This window comes from Tabrizicola aquatica (assembly GCF_002900975.1).
Lineage (GTDB): Bacteria > Pseudomonadota > Alphaproteobacteria > Rhodobacterales > Rhodobacteraceae > Tabrizicola > Tabrizicola aquatica.
Genome location: NZ_PJON01000001.1, coordinates 156,410 through 176,495 on the forward strand (window position 1 = coordinate 156,410; position 20,086 = coordinate 176,495).

The window sequence follows — 20,086 nt, forward strand, 5'->3', positions numbered from 1 at the left end:
GCTTAGGCAGGTCGTCCGTGGTATGGCAAGTGGCGGCGCAATCCGGTTGACTAACCGGCCAGACGGATCAGCGCGCTGATCTCGTCCTGGCGGACATGCAGAAGGTCGGGCGAGCCGGCGGTTTCCAGGTTCAGGCGCAGCAGGGGTTCGGTGTTCGAACTGCGCAGGTTGAAGCGCCAGTCCGGGAACTCGCAGCTTAGCCCGTCCAGATCGTCGACCAGCGTGGCATCCGGGGCATAGCGGCTGCGGATCTGCGACAGGACGTGGCGGGGATCGGTGACGCGAAAGTTCAACTCGCCCGAGGAGGGGTGGTGCTGACGCATCTCGGCGATTTCCTGGCCAAGGTTGCGGCCGGTGCGCGACAGAAGGGCGAGGATCAGCAAAAGCGGGATCATGCCGCTGTCGCAATACATGAAATCGCGGAAATAGTGATGGGCCGACATCTCGCCGCCATAACCGGCATTGGTGCGGCGCATCCGGTCCTTCATGTAGACATGGCCGACCGGCGAGGCGACGGTGGTGCCGCCATAGGCCGCGACGATCCGCCGGGTGTTCCAGACCACGCGCGGATCATGCACGACCTGCCCGGCGCCGCCGGCTTCCAGCATCGAGCGGGCCAGAAGGCCCACGACATATTCGCCCGGCACGGCAGCGCCGGTTTCGTCGAAGAAGAAGCAGCGGTCGAAATCGCCGTCCCAGGCGACGCCAAGGTCCGCGCCGGCAGAGCGGACCACATCGCCCGTGGCGGCATGGTTTTCGGGCAACAGCGGGTTCGGCACGCCGTTGGGAAAGCCGGGGTCGGGCAGATGGTGGACGCGCCGGATGTCCAGCCGGGCCCCCTTGCGGGCCAGAGCAGTGGCGATGGCGTCAAAGGTCGGCCCTGCGGCGCCGTTTCCGGCATTGGCGACCAGCCGCATCGGCACCAGTCCGGCGGGGTCGATGAACGACAGGACACGGTCGACATAGGCCGCGCGCAGGTCGGCGGGCCGGATGCGGCCGGCGGGCTGATCGGCGCGAGGGGCAGGAGGGGCGGCGACCATGGCCTCGATCCCGCGAAATTCGGCCTCGGTCAGGGGGCGCGCGCCGGGGCCGATAAGCTTGAAGCCATTGTATTCGATGGGATTGTGGGATGCGGTCACCATGACGCCGGCCCCGGCCCCAAGGTGATCGGTGGCAAAATAGACCTCTTCGGTGCCGCAAAGGCCAAGGTCGTGGACATCCACACCTTCGGACGCAAGGCCATGGGCCAGTGCAGCCGCAAGGACAGGCGAGCTTTCCCGCACGTCGCGTCCGATCACGACCGAGGTGACGGCCAGCCGGTGCGCGATGGCGCGGCCCAGGTCGAAGGCAAAGTCGGTATCCAGGTCGATGCCGACCTTGCCGCGGATGTCATAGGCCTTGAAGGCTGCAAGCTTGTGCATGGGACTCGTTCCTCTCCAACAGGGGTGACGGGCGGGGCGGCCCCGCCCGAACAGGTTCAGGCGCGGGCGTAGATGTCTTCGTAGCGGATGATGTCATCCTCGCCGAGGTAGGCGCCGGTCTGGACCTCGATCAGGCGCAGGTCGACTTTGCCGGGGTTGGCCAGACGGTGCACCTGGCCCAGGTCGATGTAGACCGACTGGTTCTCGGCGACGTTGGAGACGGTGGCCCCTATGGTCACCCGTGCTGTCCCTTCGACGACGACCCAATGCTCTGACCGGTGCATGTGGCTTTGCAACGAAAGCTCGCCGCCCGGTTTCACGACGATCGACTTGACCTGATAGCGCGGGCCAAGGGCCAGCGTCTCGTAATGGCCCCAGGGGCGGAACTCCTTGCGGAAGCCTTCGGCCTGGGCGGCCTTGCGCAGTTTCAGCTCTTTCACCGCCTCGCCGACCGACTGGGTGCTGTCCAGATCGGCGATCAGGACCGCATCCCGCGTGGCGATGGCGGCGATGTTGCGCAGGCCGATCCCGACGACCTGGATACCGTCATCTCGGGCCGTCAGCAGGGTGTCCTGGCAGTCCATCGCAAGGGCCTGGCCACTGGTCGCCACGCCCGCCGCATCGCGCTTGGCGGTTTCCCAGACCGCGCGCCAGCTGCCCAGATCGTTCCAGCCGATCGAGACCGGGACAACGGTGCCCTTCTCATGTTCCATCACCGCATAGTCGACCGACAGATCGGGGGCCTCGCCATAGCAGGGGCCAAGGCGCAGGAAGTCGAGGTCGGTCTTTGCCTCGCGGATCGAGCGGCGGACAATGGCGCGCAGCGAACCGGCATGGCGGCCGAAAGCGGCGATCAGCGTCTTGGCCGAGGCCAGGAAGATGCCGGCGTTCCAGACGTACCGGCCGCTGTCGAGCATGGCCGCGGCAGTGGCGGCGTCGGGCTTTTCCACGAAGCGGGTAAAGGGATGCGGCAGGCCGTCGGCCGCATGGGCGCTGGCCAGTTCGATATAGCCAAAGCCGGTTTCGGCCCGGTCGGGGCGGATGCCGAAGGTCACGATCTCGCCCCGCGCGGCGCTGGGGATGGCGGCGGCGACCGCCTTGGCAAAGGTCATCACGTCGGTGATCAGGTGATCGGCCGGGCAGATCAGGACCAGGGCGTCGTGGTCCTGGGCGTGGATCAGTTCCGCCGCAGCGCAGACGGCGGGGCCGGTGTTGCGCGGTTCAGGCTCGACCACCAGCTTGTGGCCGCGCAGGCCCAGTTCGGCGGTCTGGTCGGCGACGACAAAGCGGTAGTCATGCGCCGTCAACAGGACCGGCGGGGCGCAGCTGATGTCCTCAAGCCGGCGGATCGTCTGTTGCAGCAGGCTGACATCATCGCCGAAGCGGACAAACTGCTTGGGCATGCTTTTGCGCGAGGCGGGCCAGAGGCGCTTGCCAGAGCCGCCGCAGAGGATGACGGGATGGATCTTGGGCAGGGACATCGGAAATCTCCTAACATTTACGGGGGGCGGCAGAGTGAAGGGCGCGGGCCAGAAGCCAGGCGGCCAGGACGATCTGGAAGGCAAGTTTCGCGCTGATCAGGGTGGCCAGGCTGTCGGTGCGCAGCAGCAGGACCAGCAGTTGCAGCGGGCAGGCGATGGTCAGGGCCCAGATCCCCCAGCGGTCGCCAATCGCGGCAAGATAGGTCGCCAGCAGGTAGCTGAGCGTGAAGGCGGCCGCTGAAAGCGAGACAAAGGGCAGGAACTGGGCCGCCGGCAGGAAGTCGAAGCCGACCAGGGCCATGACAAGGTCTTCGGGCGCGGCGAAGGCCAGGGTCACCAGGCTGACCGAGACCAGGGCATAAAGCCCGAAGACCGGCCGTGCGGCGCGCAGCGGGTTGCGCCCGGCGGCGATCTCGGCGGTGACGGTGGGCAGAAGGACGGCCACCAGGCTGAAGCAGGCGAAGAACTGGATGCGCTGGAAGAGGCCCAGGGCGGCGATGTGGCCCGCATCCTCGGCCCGCAGCAGGGCCTGGGCCAGGATCACGTCGCCATCCATCAGGATGACCTGGGCACCTTGCAGAAGGGCAAAGGGCAGGGCGGCCAGAAGAAGGGTGCGCTTCAGGTCAGGTGCATCGGCGCTGGGTGCGCCAAGTGCGCGGCGCAGCGGAAGCCAGCCCGCCAGCACCGACAGCGCGATGACGGCGGTCACCCCTTGCAGCCCAAGGCCTGCATGCCAGGCGAGCGCGGCCCCGATCAGGCGAACCCACATCTCGACCTGTGCCGACAGGATCACGGCGCGTGCGTCCAGTTTGCCGGTGGCCACCCCGCGCGCCAGCGCCAAAGGTAGCGCGAAGGGCAGGCAAAGCAGAAGCAGTGGCAGCAAGCCGACCGCATCAAGGCCCAAGGCCGGGCCGATATTGGTGACAAGGGTCAGCGCAATCAGGACCGGCAGGGCCACGAGGGTCACCGTCAGACCGCGCTGCGACAACTGCGCCAGGGCCGGCAGCAGCGTCTCGTCCCGGTGGGCGGCGATGCGCTGGCTGACCGCGATTTGCAGCGCGCCAAGGACGGCCATCACCCCAAGGAACAGGGTCAGAAACGTGGCCAGCTGGCCAAAAAGGATCGGCCCCATCCAGCGGCTGAAGAGAACGTTGAACGCCAGGTTCCCGAGGTTGGCCAGGTTCGCAGAGAGGAAGATGGCAACAACCGGGCTGGCGCAAAGCGCCGTCGCCATTGTCAGCATGCGGCGTGGGTGGGCTGGGGGGGCGAACATGTCAGGCCGCCTGTTCCAGGGCCACGACCAGCGAGCGGTGCACTTGAAGCCCCGCCGGGGCTTGCCGCGGAGTGCGGGCGCGCAGGCCCAGCTTGCGCTCGGCAATCAGACGCAGCATGGCGAACCCCGCGCGGCGGATGGCGCGGCCGGTCACCTTGGAGCCCGGAACCTCGGTCCATTCCGGCAGCGGGTATTCGTAGAACGCCCTGCTTTTGCAGCTGGCGGTGTCAGCGATCCGGCTGAACAGTTCGACGTCGAAGAGCCAGCCTGCCGAGAATGGTTCGGACAAGGCATGAGCCAGGCGCGGGCTCATCCGCATCAGTTTGGCGCCGCACTGGGTGTCGCCAATCGGCAACCCGACCGCGACACGGGCCATCCTGGCGCAGATGAGCGAGATGATGCGGCGCGTCAGGGTCCGCGCGACGCGGTGACCCAGAAGCTGAAGGCGTGCGCCATAGACCACTTCGACGTCGTCATACCGGCGGCAGATCCGCAGGAAATCCCCGATCGCATCCAGAGGCGTGGCAAGGTCTGCGTCCCAATAGCCCAGGAAATCGCAGCCGGTCAGCGCGGCGTAGGCCAATCCCATGCGCACCGCCTCGGCCTTGCCGGAGTTGCGCGTGAGCGACAGAACCTCGATCCGGTCGGGGTGCTGGGCGTGCAGCCGGTCGAGGACGCCGAGGGTGTCGTCCTTGCTGCCATCATTGACGAAGACAAATCGCACCCAGGGATTTGCGCACAGGTAGGATGAGAAGGCCGGAAGGTCCAGACGGGCGGCCTCGTTGTAGCAGGGCACGACGATGGCAACGCTGGCGGGTCGTTCGGCCGGCTCGACATAAAGCGGGATGACGTTGGTGGTGAAGGTGGCGTCGGGTGCGAAAGCGGTCATGTCGGTCCCCCTTGTTGACTGATCCCACTGTGCCAAATTTCTGCCAAGGTGTCGCTCAAGCCTATGTATATGCTGGGTAATCTGACGGATACGCGGGCTATCCTTTCAAGCGGAACGGGGTCCCGAATGGGACCCCGCGCACTTCTTTCGGATAGGTCGTCTACGAGTTCAGGCCGCTGCCTTGGCGGACACAGGCGCGGGGAGCGGGCGCGACTTGGGGCGCTGGGCGAGGAGGGTCATGTGGACCTCGGCCACCGCGCTGATCGGCATGCCAAGCGCCGCTGCGCGGTTGGCCTCTGCCAGCCGGTCGGCGCAACCGGGATCAGCCAGGACGCTGGCGATGGCGTCGGCCATGCCCAAGACATCGCCGGGGGCATAGGTCGCGCCGTCGATCCCCTCGTCCCGGCAGACGTCGACGAAATCGCCGATGCGCGGAAAGACCGGCACTGCGCCGTAACAGGCGGTCTGGTGCAGGACGCCGGAACTTCCGGTCGTGGTGCTGTAGTCGAAGACGCTGGCCCGCGCCTCGGCGAAGAAGGTGGGGATATCGTCCTCGGCCACATAGCCGTGGAAGTGCAGCCCCGCCTCACCGGCGCAGCGTTCGGCCACCGAAGCCAGGTAGCCTGGGGTATTGGGATGGTCGGTCCCGCCGATCACCAGCTCCAGGTCTGCAAAGCCTGGCTGGTCGCGCAAGTGGCGGACCGCGGCGATCAGCGTCTCAAGCCGCTTGTAGGTGCCGAATTTTCCCATCGTGACGATCCGGTTCGGGCGCAGGTGGGACGGGACCAGGGCGCGGCATTCGGTGTCAAAAGTGCCGTGGGGTACCAGTATCACCGGCGCACCGGGATAGCGGGCCTTGAGGTCGGCGCGGTAGCTTTCCAGCGTCACGGTCAGGTAGTTGGCCGCCAGCAGGGCCCGGGTGATGACCGCCCCACCCAGGCGGACCAGTTTCTGGCGCAGGACCTGGCCCTTGAGTTGGGTCTGTTCCAGATCCACCCCGCTGATCAGGTTGTGCGCGATCACGCCCGAGGGGATGCCCGCCAGCCGGGCGGCGAGGGGGGCCAGAAGCCCCAGCGCCGCCGGCACTTCGCTGTTGCCGAAGCTGGCCATCTGCAGGTTGAACACTGCCCCGTCGACCCGCTCGCGGCGCAGCGCCGCCACGATCCGCGCGCCTGCGAGCGGTGAGTTGAAGTCCCAGACCCGGCGGACCCGCAGCTTGGGACCCAGGTCCAGTTCCGGCAAGGGCGTGGGCAGGCGGTCGGCGATGATGACGACCTCGGCCACATCCGGGCGGGCGGCGAAGGCCTTGGCCAGGTGCAGGCCATATTCGTTCAGGGTCTGGGTGCCGGGCGGAAAGGCCGAGACCAGGGCGATGCGGCGGGGCGAGGAAAGGGGGGACACGGGCGATGCTCCTGAGACGGGACGGTTGGGCTAATGGATCGGTGGCCGCCCGCCCGGCGTGGTGCGGGCGGGCGGCCGGTCCTGTTCCCTTCTTGGCGTGGGCCGCGTCTCAGGTCTTGTGCGCTTTCGGATAGGTCAGGGCGGATCGGTATAGCCGGCAGCAGGGGTGGCCGCACGGGCGGCGGCAAACGCCTTTTCAACGGCTTGCGCGGCCGGTTTCCGGGTGCCCATGGGGTCGAAAAGCCCGTAGCGGCCTTGCAGGCGCAGGGTCCAGGGCGAGGCCCCGAAGGCGCCGGGATCGGGGTTCTCGAAATCGTGCAAGGTCCAGACCAGGGCGCCGTCAGCCCCCTGCAAGTGGGTCAGCCGATCCGCCAGCAATCCTGCCTGCGCCGTGGGAGAGCCGGGGACGCCCAGGGCGAAGGTATAGGAACTTGCGCCGATCTCGGTCACCAGGACGGGCTTGCCTTGGGCGGCGGCGCGGACCGTGGCCAGACGCTCGGCGGTGCCCTCGACGGGCGCATAGTCGTGGTAGGTGATCGCGTCCAGTTCGGCCGCGAAGGCCTGTGCGGCCGAGGCGCTGGCCCAACCGATGGTCAGGGGCAGGTCGGGGGCAATCGACCGCGACAGGTGGATCATGGTGGCCAGCCAGGCATCGACCTGGCCCGGTAAATGCGCTTCGCGGTCCAGGTCCGGCTCGTTCTTCAGGTCAACCAGCGCCACGGCGGGATGACCGGCCAGAACCGGCAGGACGCGGCGCAGGTAGGCCAGATCCTCGGCCCAAAGGGCGGGCCGATATCCGGGTTTCAGGTCGAAGAGCGTGGGGACGACGGCAAGCTGCCGCTCTTCTGCCAGGTCGAGGAAAAGCTTTAGTCGGTCAAGGTTCTTTTGGCCACCGGCATCGGGTCCGAAAGCGGCGGTGGGCAGGAAGATGCGCACGGAATTGCCGCCAAGGCTGCGGACAAGATCAAGGTCGGCGGCCACGATGGCGGCGTCGAACTCGGGCCAGAAGCGGCGCCAGGGGGTTCGGGCGGGATAGTAGTTTACCCCGAAAAGGCGCGGTACGGCCCGGTCGGTGCGGGCGACCGCTGGCAGCGGGGCAGAGGCCGTAAGCTCATGGCCGAAGATGCGCCAGCCGGTCGTCTCGTTGGTCAGGGTGGTACGCACCGCGTCGCGGGTCACCTCCACCCGGTGCAGCGCGCCGTCCCGCAGCGCATAGCGCACGCTCAGCGCCTCGCCCTCGACCTGCAGGAGAGAGCCGTCGAGATGGAGGAACGTCGGGCGGGCCGAGGTCTCAAGCACCACCATGCGGGTTCCGTCCTGCCAGGCCTGTGCCGCGGCCAGCGTGGCGCGTTGCAAGGCCTGTCCCGAGAAATGGTCAGCCAGAACCCGGGTTTCCCCCGTGTCCGAGGCGGCGGCAAACGCGCGCCAGGCCTGGGTCAGCGCCGTGCCGACCAGGTGTTTATCTGTGGGCGCGAAGTCGCGCACCAGGGGCCGCAGGGGTGGCCCCCAGGTCACCGCGGCCGCCGGAATCTCGACCGGGTCCAGGGCTTCGGTCAGATAGCGATACTCACGCTCGCGGGTCTGCGCGGCGGCGAAGGCGTCGGCGGCAAGCCAAAGGAGCAGCGCACCCGCCGCCAGAAACAGGGCGGATGCCAGGGCAAGGGACAGGCGGCGGGTCATGGCATCGACCTCGGCGCGGCGGCCTGCCAATCGGCCAGGAAGTCCAGCATGCCCAGGGGCGAGGTCAGCGTGACGGCGGTGACGCCGGTGCCCGGGGCAATGGGCAGGGTCAGGCTGACCTCGCCATCGCGGATCCAGCCGGCTTCGGTGATGGTGGTGCCGTCGCCCAGGGCCAGGGCCAGCGTCACCGGTGCGCCATCGTTCAGCGTATAGCCGTCGGTCGTCAGGAACGGGCCCAGGCGGACGTCCACGGCGGCGACCAGGGGCAGGGCGGTCACCTCCAGGTTCGGGCGGCCGACCGGCTGGGGGGCAAGGATGGCAAGTCCGGTTTCGTCCGAAGTTCGGGACCCGAGCGCAAGCTGCGCCGTGGCCGGGCCGGCGATGTCGCGTGCGATGAAGCGTGCCCCGATGCGATCTTGCAGCGCCAAGCCGTAGGCAACGCTGTGGCTGCCGTCTTCGTGCTGCAAGATCACGCTGGCCGCTGTGCCCTCGGGCAGGGGGTTGCCGAAGCGATCCGTCAGCTTGGCCGAGGCGATTTCGAAGAATGTTTCGCCGGTAACGTTGGACTGGACCTTTTCCAGGGCTGGAGCGACCGAGGCGAGGTCGGCCGTGACGCCAAGCATGGCCTTGGGGCTTTGCCGGTCGCCTGCGGTGGCGCCTGCGAAAACCTCGCCCGCGCGGGTCATTGGTGGGACAAGGAGATCGGCAATCCCGCCCCGGGTCGGCGTCGGAAAGGGAGTGCCATCGACGGTCACGCTGGCCGGGGTCCCATCCGCGACCAGATTGCCATGCCGGTCAAGGACAAGGGCCACGACATGCCCGGGGTCCTTGCCCGCGACCAGGCTTTTCGGGCCAGCCAGGATCAGCACCCGGTCAGGCCCGGCAGCAGCGACCAGTCCGGCCGAGGTCCAGCCGGCCCAAGACTGACGCCCGGGCGCGCTTGTGGGGTCGTACAGGCCAAAGGCATCGGCAATCAGCGTCTGGGAGGCGGCGGTTCCAGCCAGCGGCAGGGCGATGAGAAGCGGGAGAAGGCTAGAATAACGGGTCATGGGTCATGCTCGTGGCCAGGATGCGGACGGCGGAAAAGCCGGAGGCGGGGGGCAGGGGGATGGTGCCGGCACTAGCGTCGGGCGGGGACAGGTCCGGCTCTTGCGTGCGGCCGTTGGCGGTGACGTCGGCGGGCGAAAGCTCGTGGAGGACGGTGATCGACGCCCCCAGCGGCAGGCTGACGCGGAAGGGGGCGCTTTGGCCGGGGTAGATGTTTGCCGGCACGGTGCCGCAGTCGGTCCAAAGCGGGCGGCCGTCCGGGCCGTAAAGCAGCAGGTTCAGCGCGACGATGCTGGCGGTTTCCGTGCCGGTGTTGACGGCCAGACCGGTCACGACCAGCTGCCCCCCCTCGACCCGGCTGCGGATGCCGTTCAGCGAAATGCCGCGATAGAGGTCCTTGCCGGTGACCAGCGCGCGGCCGGTCAAGCTGGCGGCCTTGGGCGGTTCGGGCAGTTCGGGCGGGATGAAAAGCGTCGGGTCATACTCGCCACCGGCGCGGGCGTCTTGCAGGGACAAGACCCCTTCGAAGTCGATGCGGAACCCGGCGGTATCTGCCGGAAGCAGGCGGTGGGCACTGATCAGGCCCGCGGCCTCTTGCGCAAGGACCTGCGTCTGCCCGATCATGTCGGCGGTCAGCGAGACATGCGCCGGGTCGGCATCGGCATTGGTGACCTGGCCGATGACGGCGAAGCGGTCGCCGTGCCGCACCAGCCGCGCGCCCGAGATCGCGATGCGGGGGCGGTCCAGCCGGTCGCGGTGCAGGTCAGTCTCGGGGCGGGGCTGGCGGCGGCCGACCACGTTCAACTCCAGCGTTTCCTGCCGTTGCAGCAAAAGCGGCGTCTGCACCGGCCGCAGCACGGTCGGCGCCAGATACCAGGCGCCGCCGCGCTGGACAGTGCGAACGGTCAGGCTTTGCTCTTGCACATCAAGCGGTGTCAGCCAGCGCAGCGTGACAGAGAAGTCAGCGATAGCCCCGTCCAGACGCAGGGGCGTCACGTCCACATCGACCAGTTTCCCGTACGAAGCGACCAGCCCCCCGGTCCAGCGCCAGCCGAACTGGACATCCTGAAACCGGCCGCGGGTTTCGGGGTCAAGCCGGGCAAAAGCGGCCTCGTGCCGGCGAAAGTCGAGGTCGGCGAAATAGGCGGCGATCACCTCTTGCGGGGGGATGTCCCGCACAAGATGGCCGCGAAGCTGCCAGGCCAGCGCGCCCGCCCCGACCAGGGCGCAGGCGGCCAGCCCAAGGACCACGGTGCGGACCCTTGCGGGGTTGCGGAAGCGGTGGCGCGCGCGCGTCACCTGCCGGACCTCGGTCGGGCGGAAACCGAAGGTCCGCCCGAGGGCCGAGCCCAGGAACACAAGGCCCGCCGCAGCCAGGGCCAGCGGCGGCAAAAGGCCCCACATCAGCACATGCAGCGCCGGGATTTGCCGTCGGGGCTGGACCAGCGGCAAGGGGGGAATGTCGGGCTTTTCCCAGACGACCACGCCGTTGCCCAGCCGGTTCAGCCGGGTCCAGCCGGTGAAGTGCAGCAGCGGGTCATAGAAGGCGTCGTTGGAAAAGACGTATTTCAGGTGGTATCGCTCGGCGTTGACCAGAAACTGCCGCAAGGAGCCAAGGCCCGGCACGCCAAGGTATTTGGCGTTTTCCAGCCGCTCGACCGAAAAGCGCGTCAGGTCGGGCAGGCGACGGGCCGAGTGGTAGTTGCCATCCACCGATTGCGCCGTGGTCTGGGCCGAGAGATAGGCGAACTGGTCGCCCAGCCCCAGCGTCAGATAGCGCCAGCGGTCATGCTCGTCCTCGGCCATGAAATTGGCGATGGGGGCGGGATCGACGAATTCAGGCTGGGTGGGCTGGACGGTGGGCAGGACGGCCGGCAGGACGGCCATCGCGGTCATCGCGGCGAAGATGCCGCCGACCAGCAGCCGGTGCAGGCCATTGCCGAACGCCTCGACAATGATGGCGCGCGAGCGGCCATGTAGCAGGCCGTCGAACATCAGCCCCAGGAAGGGCAGGATTAGGATGGTCGCCCAGAAGGTGAAGCGGTCCAGCGTCAGGATGTCGAAAGCCCCCCCCAGGATCGCGCGGGGCAGGGGGGTGGTCCCGCCAGTGCCAAGCAGTACGCACAGAAGCAGGGACAGGCCCAGGGGCCAAAGCCGGGTCGTGGCGGTCTTGTAGATGGCATAGGGCAGGAACAGCAGCGCCACCCCCCAGGGGATCGCGAAGAACACCAACCCAAGGTCCAGCCGCTGGATAAAGCTTTCCCGGCTGCCATGCGGGATCGAGACCTGGGTGATCGGGTCGGTCACCGACCAGTACCAGTAGGGAAAGACGGTGACGATGATGGCGCCCAGCATCAGCACCGCCAGCACCGCACCGCGCGTCAGCGGGGGCACAAAGCGCCAGAGCAGGTAGAATCGCGATCTGCCGGTGGCCGGCCGCAACTCGGCCACGGCCTTCAGTGCATGAAGGCCGAGGGGAAGGATGAAAAGGACGCCGCCGAAGATCGTCGTGACGTGATGCGCCGCTGTCGTCGCCGCCGAGAAGATCACCGCCGCCGCGCAGCTTTGCCAGCCGCCATGCACGATCCAGCGATAGACGTAGGGCAGGCCGTTCAGGAAGATCCCCAGCGAGCAGATCGTGGGCAACTGGCCAAAGAGATGCACCGTCTCGGAGATCGACGAGGCCAGCACCCCCGCCAGCGCCGCATAGCCCGCCGCCCGCGGGGGCACCCACAAAAGGGCAAAGCGGTAGATGCCGGTGATCAGAAGCAACAGCCCGCCCAGTTGCACCAGCACGAAGGCCGCCCGCAGCGGAACCAGGTGCATCAGCCCCGCCATCGCCATGTGGGTGCCGGGCGGGTAGGAGGTGACGGCAAAGCCGGTGTACCAGCGCGGCTCCCACGGGTCGAACCAGCTGCGGAAATAGTGGTCGGCGAAGAACATGTGGATGAAGGCGTCGTAGGTGTTGCCGTGCGTGAACGGCAGCAACCCGCCATGGAACAGCACCACCGCCGCAAGGGCGACAAGCAGCAGGCGCAGCCCGGCGCTGTGCTCGGCCTGATCGGCATCGGAAAGGGGGCGTGGCTGCGACATGGACAGTCCCGGGACGCCCGGCCAAACCCCATGGGCCGGCCGGTTCCGCTGCTAGGCTGGAAAGGGGGGTCAGATGAGGTTCAACTCACGCGCGATCATCGCGGCATGGGTGCGGTTCTTGGCGTTCAGCTTGCGGCTAAGCGTCTTGACGTGCAGCTTGATCGTCACTTCCTGCAAGTCCAGGCTGCGCGCGATTTCCTTGTTCGACTTGCCCTCGCACAACCCGCGCAGCACATCCGTCTCGCGCTGGCTAAGGTTGCCGCTGGCGGTGTCCGCCTGTTGCAGGATGTTGAAGGGGGCATAGACCTCGCCGGCGGCCATGAACCGGACGGCGCTGACCATCGAGCGTGAGGACATGGTCTTTGGCACGAACCCGGCGGCGCCTGCACGGATCGCCTGCTCGGCAATCGCCTTCGAGACATTGCCGGACAGGATCGCCACAGGACGGCGGTCATTCGCGGCCAGCATACGGCCCAACCCCTCAAGCCCGTTCATGCCCGGCATGTTGTAATCCAGCAGGACCAGGTCGAAGCTGCCGCTCTCGTCGGCAGCGCGGATCGCATCGTCCAGCGTGGGCACTGTCACGATCTCGGCGACGCCTTCGCTTTTCAGGAACGAGGCGAGCGCCTCGCGGACAAGATCATGGTCATCGGCAATCAGCACTCGCATGCCGGCCACATTGGGGGCTGCGGAGACAACCGTCAACGGGCGCTTCAAAATCTCTGCTACATGCATGGATCGACTTCCTTCTGTGCCAACCGGGGTGTTGGCCGTCCTGAATGGAAGTAACGCCGATCCTTCGCCCCGTCGCGCTGCCAAAGGGCGCGAAACCCATCGCAAATGAGAGCGAAACCTATACGAAAGGATAGCGGACTATCCTGATGAGCGGATGACCCATTGCCGTTCCTATGCGAAAGAACCGTGGACAGCCCCTTGCAGGTGGAATCATGACGATTGCCTTGACCAGACGCGCTTTTGCCCTTGTTGTTGGGGCCCTGCTGGCCTCGCCGGCTTTGGCCCAGGATCTGCCCGCCCCCACGGGCGAGGTCGTGCTGGAAGTGACCGGCGACATCCAGGTCACCAACCGTGGCGACAGTGCCGTCTTCGACCTTGAGATGCTGCAGGCGCTGGGCGAGGTGACATTCGAGACCTCTACCCCCTGGACGGAAGGCAAGCAAAGCTTCACCGGGGTCGAGATTGCGGCGATCCTGCGGGCGCTGGGGGTCAGCGAAGGCGCGCTTAAGGCGACGGCGATCAACGACTATGCCATCGAGATCCCGGTCTCGGACGCGGTCGAAGGCGGGCCGATCCTGGCCTACCGGCAGAACGGCAACCTGATGTCGGTGCGTGAGAAGGGGCCGCTGTGGGTCGTATATCCCTATGACCTGGATCAGGACTACCAAAGCGAGGTGATCTTCTCCCGCAGCATCTGGCAACTCGTCAAGATCGACGTCGCGGCCAAGTGACGCCAGGCGCGATGGCAGCCCGATCCCGCAACTCCAAACCGGCAAGGCGCAGTTTTCGCACCTTGCCGTCGGTTGTGTTGTCGATGGCAGTTGTCGGCATCCTGCTGTGCCTGCTGACCATCTCGTTCCTCGCCGATACCGTGCGCAGCGAGGTAGATGCGCTGGCGGTCGCCAATTCGGATACGACACAGTGGTCCCTGGTCCAGACCGAGGTCGAGGTCCTGGCCCTGCAAGTGGCCGTCCAGGACGCCCTCCACATGGCCGCTGCACCAGACCTGCAGGAAATCCGCCGCCGGTTCGATATCCTGTACAGCCGGATCCGGCTGATCGGCGAAAGCCAGCAGTTCGCCGGGCTACGGCAAGATCCGCAGGCCGTGGCGACTTTTTCCGACCTGGAGGAGTTCATCCAGCGGCAAACCCCGGTGATCGACGGACCCGACGACCAACTGATCGCCAGCCTGCCCGCCATGGCCCAGGACCTGTCCGCGTTAAGGGTCTCGGTGCGGGACTATTCCTTGCTCGGGGTGCGCTTTTACGCTGACGATTCCGACGGCAAGCGCGAGGGCGTCGCGCGCACCCTGGCGCAGATCGGCTATTTCACCCTGGCCCTGGTCGCAGCACTTCTGTTCGGCATCGGCATCCTGATGGCGATGTTCCGGCGCAGTATCCGGTCGGAACGCCTGGCCGCCGAATCCCGCAAGCGGCTGGAAGAGATCATCGCCACTTCGCTGGACGGGATCATCGTGACCGATGCGGATGGCAAGGTGCTGGAATACAACGGCGCGGCCGAACGGGTCTTTGGGTATACGCGGTCCGAGGCCATCGGCCACGACATGGCCACGTTGGTCATCCCCGATCACTTGCGCGACGCGCACACGGCGGGGATGAAACGCTATCGTTCGACCGGCGAGCGTCGGGTGGTTGGCAAGGGCCTGGTCCGGCTTGAGGCGCGACGCAAGGACGGCGCGGTCTTTCCGGTCGAATTGTCGCTCTCGGCTGCCACCTTTGGCCGCCGCGAGATTTTCGTGTCCTTCCTGCGGGACATCTCGGAGCGGGTGGCCGGCGAGCAGGAGCTGATCCTGACGCGCGACCGCGCCGTGGCCGGAGAGCGTGCCAAGGCCGAACTTCTGGCTGTGATGAGCCACGAGATGCGCACCCCGCTGAACGGCATCCTGGGGACAATCGAACTGCTGGAGATGTCGCGCCTGACCGCCCGGCAAGAGCGGTATGTCGCGGCCATGAAGACCTCGGCCGGGCTGCTTTTGCACCATGTAAATGGCGTCCTCGGCATGTCGCGCGCTGAATCGGGGCAACTGGACCTCAAACCCGATGCGGTGGACCCCGCCGCATTGATCCAGGAACTGGTCGAAAGCCAGCGCCACGCGATCGAGGCGAATGGCAACGGGATCCACGCCGATGTCCAGTCGGCGCCAGCCCGGATCTGGGCCGATCCGCTGCGGTTGCGGCAGGTGATCCTGAACTTGGTTGGCAATGCCAACAAGTTCACCCGGTCGGGCGAGATCCGGGTGGAATGCGACGGCACCGCCGACGGGCAGGCGGTCGAATTCCGAGTCATCGACACCGGCATCGGCATCCGCGAAGAGGACCTGGAACGGGTCTTTGAAGAGTTTCGCACCCTCGACACAAGCTATAGCCGCAAGGCCGAAGGCACCGGCCTTGGCCTTGCCATCGCGCGTCGGCTGGTCCGTGCCATGGGGGGCGACATCGGTGTCGATAGCGAGCCGGGCGAGGGCAGCCTGTTCTGGGTCCGCCTGCCGATCGGCGCGCCCGACACCTTGCGCGAGGCTGACCGGCGGGCGGCGCTGGACGACGCCTCGACCACCGCGGCGTCCGAAGAGACCGCACCGCTGCAGATACTTCTTGTCGAGGACAACCGCATCAACCGCCTGGTCGCCCGCGACATGCTGGAAAGCCTGGGCCACCAGGTGTTCGAGGCCCACGACGGCCGCGAAGGCGTGCATATCGCCGGGTTGCAGGCCTTTGACGTGATCCTGATGGATATCAGCATGCCCGAACTGGACGGCGTCACCGCGACCGGACTGATCCGTGCCTCGCAAGGGCCGAACCGCGCGACCCCTGTCATCGCCCTGACCGCCCACGCCCTGCCCGAGGATGCCGAACGGTTCCATGCCGCCGGCATCACGGAAACGCTGACCAAGCCTTTGTCTGTCGCGTCCTTGCGCAAGACGCTTTCAGGGGTCGGACAGGGCCCGGATCAAGACCCGACGCCCCGAATGGCAGGTGTGCTGGCCGAGCTTTCGGCCCAGCTTGGGCGCGAGAAGGCCCAGGACCTGCTGCGGACCTTCTGCCGCGAAGGCGATGACCTGATGCAGCGGATCGCCGCCGCGTCTTGGGCAACCGAAACTCCGGCGGCGCGGGCGGATGCGGTCCACAGGCTTGCCGGGTCGGCTGCCGTTTTCGGGGCCAGCGCGCTGCAGTCGGCGCTGCAGGCGCTGGAGACGGATTACCGCCGCCTGGACATGGACGGCGCGCAGCTTCGCCTGGATGCACTGGTTCCAGCCTGGAATGCCACGCGGCAGCAGATTGACCAGTGCCTCGGCCCTTAAGGCGACGTCGTCCAGGATAGTAAGTCCTGTGCGCTGGCCGCGAAAAAAGAAGAACCTTGCATCCGGCCGCTCCCCCAGCCTGCGCGGTTCCGATGCCGGAAAAAGCGGCAGATCATCCCCTGCGGCCCGCATCAGCCGGTAAATTTCGCCATGGGGCTTGACCCGTCCGGCAGGGGTCATAAGCTGGGGCCTAGAAATCGGCAAATCGTCGGGTGGCAATCAAGCCTTGCATGCGGACCTACCAGGGTCCGCAGCAGGGTCTTTCGGGTTTTGGGGGATGGTGGTGAAGCGACGGATCGAGCTGGGGTTGCTCTTCTCACGCACTGGCAGCTACTCGCTGATTTCCGAGGCCTGCCGCTCCGGCGTGCTGGGTGCCATCGCGATGGTGAATGCCGATCCGGCGCTGGACCTCAGCTTTGTCCCAGTCGAGCGCGATCCCGGCGGCAATGCCGATGCCTATGGGCCGCTGTGCGAGGAGATCCTGCGCGACACCAGCGCGCGGCATGTGGTGGGCTGCATCACGTCCTGGAGCCGCAAGGAAGTCATCCCGACGGTGGAGAAGTTCGGCGGCACGCTGTGGTATGCGGTGCCCTATGAGGGGTTCGAGGCGTCGGACCATGTGGTCTATACCCATGCCTGCCCGAACCAGCACCTTCTGCCGCTGCTGGACTGGGTGATGCCCACGCATGGCCGACGCGCCTACCTGACCGGCTCGAACTATATCTGGGGCTGGGAAATGAACCGGCTGGCGCGCGAGCGGATCACCGCGGCAGGGGGCGAGGTGCTGGGCGACCGCTACCTGCCCATCGGCTCGCGCGAAGTGGGGCGGATGATCGAGGAGCTGCGCTTTGCCCGGCCCGATTTCATCCTGAACTCGCTGATCGGGCCGTCGTCCTATGAGTTCATGGCGGCCTATCGCGCGCTGGGGCTGGAGGATGCGCATTTCCGGCCCGACCGTTGCCCGGTCCTGTCCTGCAACCTGACAGAATGCGAGTTGCCCGCCTTGGGCCAGGCGGCCGAGGGGCTGGTCGCGGCTGGGCCGTACTTCCGTGGCGTGCCGGGCTGGCCGGGCGCGGGCAACTTCGGTTCCTCGCATGAGGCGGCGGCGTTCTCGGCGGTGATGGAGTTGGCGCGCCTGTTGGCCGGGCGCGCGGGGGCCGAGAACTGGCCCTTGTCGCAGCTTCTGGCCGACCGGGGCGGCATCGTCGATCCTGACACGCATCACACCGTCCTGCCGGTGATCATCGCCCGGGTCGAGGGCGGGGCCTTTCGCCCGATCAAGCGGTGGGAGGCGGTGCCGGGCGACCCCTATCTGACGCGCAGCAGGCAGGTTCAGGCCCCGACCTTGCGGGTGGTGTCATGAAGCGCCGGGCGATCCGCATTCCCAATCTTGGCCATGCGCAGGCGATCATCCTGCACCGCCCGCATCCAACGGTGCAGGCGCTGACCCGCCAGCTGACCGCGATCGGCTTGGCTGTCACCCAGGCCTGGCCGGAACTGGGGCCCGAAGCTTTGGCCGCCGACTATGTCTTCTTTGATGCCGACATGGGCCATGACGGCATGTTTCCGTGGGAGGCCGGGCATCCGCCGATCCCGATGATCGCGCTGATCGGATCCGAGGCGCCGGGCCGGATCGAATGGTCGCTGAAGGCGGGCGCACATGCGCAGCTCTTGAAGCCGGTCGGCGACAACGGGGCCTATTCGGCACTTCTCATCGCACGGGATGCGTTCGACGCGCAAAAGGCGCTGTCGGCCGAGATCGCGGACCTGCGGCGGCGGCTGGACGAACGGCAAACCGTGGTGCGGGCGGTGACCCTGCTGGCCGCGCGCGGCAAGTCCGAGGCGGAAGCCTATGCCCAGCTGCGGCAGATGGCGATGGCCTGGCGGATCAGTTTCGAGGATGCGGCGGCGCGGATCGTCGCGGCGCAAGGGGGGCCGGATGACCGTTCTCAGCGCGGCTGACGCCCCGCCCCAGGGCGCGCTTTCCCGGCTGCTGCGGCGCAAGCTGGCGCTCTTCGGGCTGGCGATCATCGTTCTGGTCGTGGCCGGGGCGGTCTTTGCGCCGTGGATCGCGCCCTTCGCGCCGAACGACCAGATGTTCGACGGCCTGACCCTGGAAGGCGCGCCGATGCCGCCGGATGGCAAGTTCCTGTTGGGCACCGACCTGCTGGGCCGCGACCTGTTCAGCCGGCTTCTTTACGGCGCGCAGACCTCGCTGATCATCGGGGTGGTGGCGAATGGCCTGGCGCTGGTCATCGGAACGCTCGTGGGCATCACGGCGGGGTTCTACCGGGGCTGGATCGGCGGCATCCTGATGCGCTTCACCGACCTGATGATGGCCTTTCCGGCGCTGCTGCTGGCGATCTGCCTGGCGGCGCTCTTCCAGCCCTCGCTCTGGATCGTGGCGCTGGTCATCGCCCTGGTGAACTGGGTGCAGACCGCGCGGGTGATCTTTACCGAGACCTCGTCCCTGGCCACCCGCGACTTCATCGCGGCCGAACGTACGCTGGGCGCCGGCAACGCCCGCATCCTGTTCCGTCACATCCTGCCGCACCTTCTGCCCACGATCATCGTCTGGGGCACGCTGGGGATTTCCACGACGGTCCTGCTGGAGGCGACGCTGTCCTTCCTGGGGATCGGCGTGCAGCCCCCGACGCCAAGCTGGGGCAACATCATCTTCGAAAACCAGACCTACTTTCAGTCCGCCCCCTGGCTGGTCTTTATTCCCGGTGCCGCGATCATCCTGCTGGCGCTGGCCTTCAACCTGGTCGGCGACGCCCTGCGCGATGTCCTGGACCCCACGCAACGGGGGCGCGACTGATGGCCGCCTATCTTCTTCGCCGCCTGATCCAATCGGCGCTGATCCTGCTGGGCGTCAGTTTCATCACCTTCTTCCTGCTTTACGTTCTGCCCGCCGACCCCGTGCGCCAGATCGCGGGCCGCTCGGCCACCGCCGAGACGGTTGAAAATATCCGGCAGCAGCTGGGTCTCGATAAGCCCTTCATCGTGCAATACGCCCGCTACCTGGGCGGGCTGGTGCAGGGCGACATGGGCCGCAGCTACCTGCAAAAGACCGAGGTGGCCGAGCTGATCTGGTCGCGCCTGCCGGCCACGCTGCTTCTGATGTTCGGCGCGATCCTGTGCGAGCTGGTGCTGGGCCTGACCATGGGGATCATCGCGGCGCTGTGGCGGGGCAGGGCGGTGGACCAGGTGCTGATGGTCACGTCCTTCGTCACCGTCTCGGCCCCGCAATTCGTGGTCAGCCTGCTGCTGCTGTATGTCTTTGCGGTCAAGCTGGGCTGGTTCCCGATCGGCGGTTACGGCACCTTTGCCCATCTGGTGCTGCCGGCCGTCACCTTGGGAATCCTTGGGTCGGGCTGGTACAGCCGCATGATGCGCTCCAGCATGATCGACGTCCTGCGCGCCGATTACATCCGCACCGCCCGCGCCAAGGGGCTGGGCCGGGCACGGATCGTCCTGCGCCATGCGCTGCCGAATGCCATCCTGCCGGTGATCGCGATGATCGGCATCGACATCGGCATCTTCATGGGCGGGATCGTCGTCGTCGAAAGCGTGTTCGGCTGGCCCGGCATCGGCCAGCTGGCCTGGCAGGCGATCCAGCGCGTCGACATTCCGATCATCATGGGCGTCACCCTGGTGTCCGCCTTCGCCATCGTCCTCGGCAACCTGCTGGCCGATCTTGTCGCGCCATGGATCGACCCCCGCATCAAACTTCGCTGAAACCCA

The 20,086-nt window shown here is 67.1% G+C and carries 15 protein-coding genes; 6 read left to right on the top strand and 9 right to left on the bottom strand.

The features are described 5' to 3' along the window. Nucleotides 1-50 precede the first annotated feature (50 nt). The 9 genes from CXR42_RS00775 to CXR42_RS00815 all read right to left on the bottom strand — a co-directional run bounded on the left by CXR42_RS00775 (nucleotide 51) and on the right by CXR42_RS00815 (nucleotide 12,954). Nucleotides 51-1,421: a phosphohexomutase domain-containing protein gene (locus tag CXR42_RS00775; protein ID WP_103255618.1), complete on the bottom strand. Its 1,371-nt coding sequence runs from the start codon at nucleotides 1,419-1,421 to the stop codon at nucleotides 51-53. Nucleotides 1,422-1,477: 56 nt separating this feature from the next. Then, complete coding sequence (locus tag CXR42_RS00780; RefSeq protein ID WP_103255619.1) at nucleotides 1,478-2,902, bottom strand: mannose-1-phosphate guanylyltransferase/mannose-6-phosphate isomerase; 1,425 nt, start codon at nucleotides 2,900-2,902, stop codon at nucleotides 1,478-1,480. Nucleotides 2,903-2,912: 10 nt separating this feature from the next. Further along, entirely contained in the window at nucleotides 2,913-4,175 is a 1,263-nt protein-coding gene (locus CXR42_RS00785; protein ID WP_146037970.1) for an MATE family efflux transporter, read from the bottom strand. Nucleotide 4,176: 1 nt separating this feature from the next. Beyond that, on the bottom strand, nucleotides 4,177-5,064 hold the full coding sequence (locus CXR42_RS00790) for a glycosyltransferase (RefSeq protein WP_103255621.1): 888 nt from the start codon (nucleotides 5,062-5,064) through the stop codon (nucleotides 4,177-4,179). Between the two features lie 168 nt (nucleotides 5,065-5,232). After that, nucleotides 5,233-6,465 carry a glycosyltransferase gene (locus tag CXR42_RS00795; protein ID WP_103255622.1) on the bottom strand — a complete coding sequence of 411 codons (1,233 nt, stop codon included), beginning with the start codon at nucleotides 6,463-6,465 and terminating at the stop codon, nucleotides 5,233-5,235. Nucleotides 6,466-6,600: 135 nt separating this feature from the next. After that, nucleotides 6,601-8,145, bottom strand: coding sequence for a glycoside hydrolase 5 family protein (locus CXR42_RS00800; RefSeq protein WP_146037971.1), 1,545 nt, complete (start codon nucleotides 8,143-8,145; stop codon nucleotides 6,601-6,603). Further along, complete coding sequence (locus tag CXR42_RS00805; RefSeq protein ID WP_103255624.1) at nucleotides 8,142-9,194, bottom strand: hypothetical protein; 1,053 nt, start codon at nucleotides 9,192-9,194, stop codon at nucleotides 8,142-8,144. The genes CXR42_RS00800 and CXR42_RS00805 overlap by 4 nt, the downstream gene beginning before the upstream one ends. Continuing rightward, nucleotides 9,178-12,285, bottom strand: a complete 3,108-nt coding sequence (locus CXR42_RS00810; RefSeq protein ID WP_103255625.1) for a hypothetical protein — start codon at nucleotides 12,283-12,285, stop codon at nucleotides 9,178-9,180. The genes CXR42_RS00805 and CXR42_RS00810 overlap by 17 nt, the downstream gene beginning before the upstream one ends. Before the next feature lie 69 nt (nucleotides 12,286-12,354). Next, entirely contained in the window at nucleotides 12,355-12,954 is a 600-nt protein-coding gene (locus CXR42_RS00815; protein WP_103255626.1) for a response regulator transcription factor, read from the bottom strand. A gap of 278 nt (nucleotides 12,955-13,232) precedes the next feature. Between CXR42_RS00815 and CXR42_RS00820 the strand changes: the two genes are divergently transcribed. From CXR42_RS00820 to CXR42_RS00845, 6 genes are all read left to right on the top strand, one after another. Further along, nucleotides 13,233-13,751 carry a putative pterin-binding protein gene (locus tag CXR42_RS00820; protein ID WP_146037972.1) on the top strand — a complete coding sequence of 173 codons (519 nt, stop codon included), beginning with the start codon at nucleotides 13,233-13,235 and terminating at the stop codon, nucleotides 13,749-13,751. 83 nt (nucleotides 13,752-13,834) lie between these two features. After that, nucleotides 13,835-16,339 (top strand): hybrid sensor histidine kinase/response regulator, encoded by a 2,505-nt coding sequence (locus CXR42_RS00825; RefSeq protein WP_180995944.1) that lies wholly within the window; start codon nucleotides 13,835-13,837, stop codon nucleotides 16,337-16,339. 283 nt (nucleotides 16,340-16,622) lie between these two features. Next, nucleotides 16,623-17,702 carry a transporter substrate-binding protein gene (locus CXR42_RS00830; RefSeq protein ID WP_103256956.1) on the top strand — a complete coding sequence of 360 codons (1,080 nt, stop codon included), beginning with the start codon at nucleotides 16,623-16,625 and terminating at the stop codon, nucleotides 17,700-17,702. Beyond that, the gene (locus CXR42_RS00835; protein WP_103255628.1) at nucleotides 17,699-18,301 is read left to right on the top strand and encodes an ANTAR domain-containing response regulator; all 603 of its coding nucleotides are present in this window, start codon (nucleotides 17,699-17,701) and stop codon (nucleotides 18,299-18,301) included. The genes CXR42_RS00830 and CXR42_RS00835 overlap by 4 nt, the downstream gene beginning before the upstream one ends. Beyond that, a complete protein-coding gene (locus CXR42_RS00840; RefSeq protein ID WP_103255629.1) occupies nucleotides 18,279-19,160 on the top strand; it encodes an ABC transporter permease in 882 nt (293 codons plus the stop codon). The genes CXR42_RS00835 and CXR42_RS00840 overlap by 23 nt, the downstream gene beginning before the upstream one ends. Beyond that, a complete protein-coding gene (locus CXR42_RS00845; RefSeq protein WP_103255630.1) occupies nucleotides 19,160-20,080 on the top strand; it encodes an ABC transporter permease in 921 nt (306 codons plus the stop codon). Before CXR42_RS00840 ends, CXR42_RS00845 begins: the two co-directional genes overlap by 1 nt. Nucleotides 20,081-20,086 lie beyond the last annotated feature (6 nt).

Coding starts and splice junctions, on each gene's coding strand:
- CXR42_RS00805 (WP_103255624.1), bottom strand. CDS start 9,194: ATGACCCGTTATTCTAGCCTTCTCCCGCTTCTCATCGCCCTGCCGCTG.
- CXR42_RS00785 (WP_146037970.1), bottom strand. CDS start 4,175: ATGTTCGCCCCCCCAGCCCACCCACGCCGCATGCTGACAATGGCGACG.
- CXR42_RS00845 (WP_103255630.1), top strand. CDS start 19,160: ATGGCCGCCTATCTTCTTCGCCGCCTGATCCAATCGGCGCTGATCCTG.
- CXR42_RS00790 (WP_103255621.1), bottom strand. CDS start 5,064: ATGACCGCTTTCGCACCCGACGCCACCTTCACCACCAACGTCATCCCG.
- CXR42_RS00800 (WP_146037971.1), bottom strand. CDS start 8,145: ATGACCCGCCGCCTGTCCCTTGCCCTGGCATCCGCCCTGTTTCTGGCG.
- CXR42_RS00775 (WP_103255618.1), bottom strand. CDS start 1,421: ATGCACAAGCTTGCAGCCTTCAAGGCCTATGACATCCGCGGCAAGGTC.
- CXR42_RS00780 (WP_103255619.1), bottom strand. CDS start 2,902: ATGTCCCTGCCCAAGATCCATCCCGTCATCCTCTGCGGCGGCTCTGGC.
- CXR42_RS00840 (WP_103255629.1), top strand. CDS start 18,279: ATGACCGTTCTCAGCGCGGCTGACGCCCCGCCCCAGGGCGCGCTTTCC.
- CXR42_RS00820 (WP_146037972.1), top strand. CDS start 13,233: ATGACGATTGCCTTGACCAGACGCGCTTTTGCCCTTGTTGTTGGGGCC.
- CXR42_RS00825 (WP_180995944.1), top strand. CDS start 13,835: ATGGCAGTTGTCGGCATCCTGCTGTGCCTGCTGACCATCTCGTTCCTC.
- CXR42_RS00815 (WP_103255626.1), bottom strand. CDS start 12,954: ATGCGAGTGCTGATTGCCGATGACCATGATCTTGTCCGCGAGGCGCTC.
- CXR42_RS00810 (WP_103255625.1), bottom strand. CDS start 12,285: ATGTCGCAGCCACGCCCCCTTTCCGATGCCGATCAGGCCGAGCACAGC.
- CXR42_RS00835 (WP_103255628.1), top strand. CDS start 17,699: ATGAAGCGCCGGGCGATCCGCATTCCCAATCTTGGCCATGCGCAGGCG.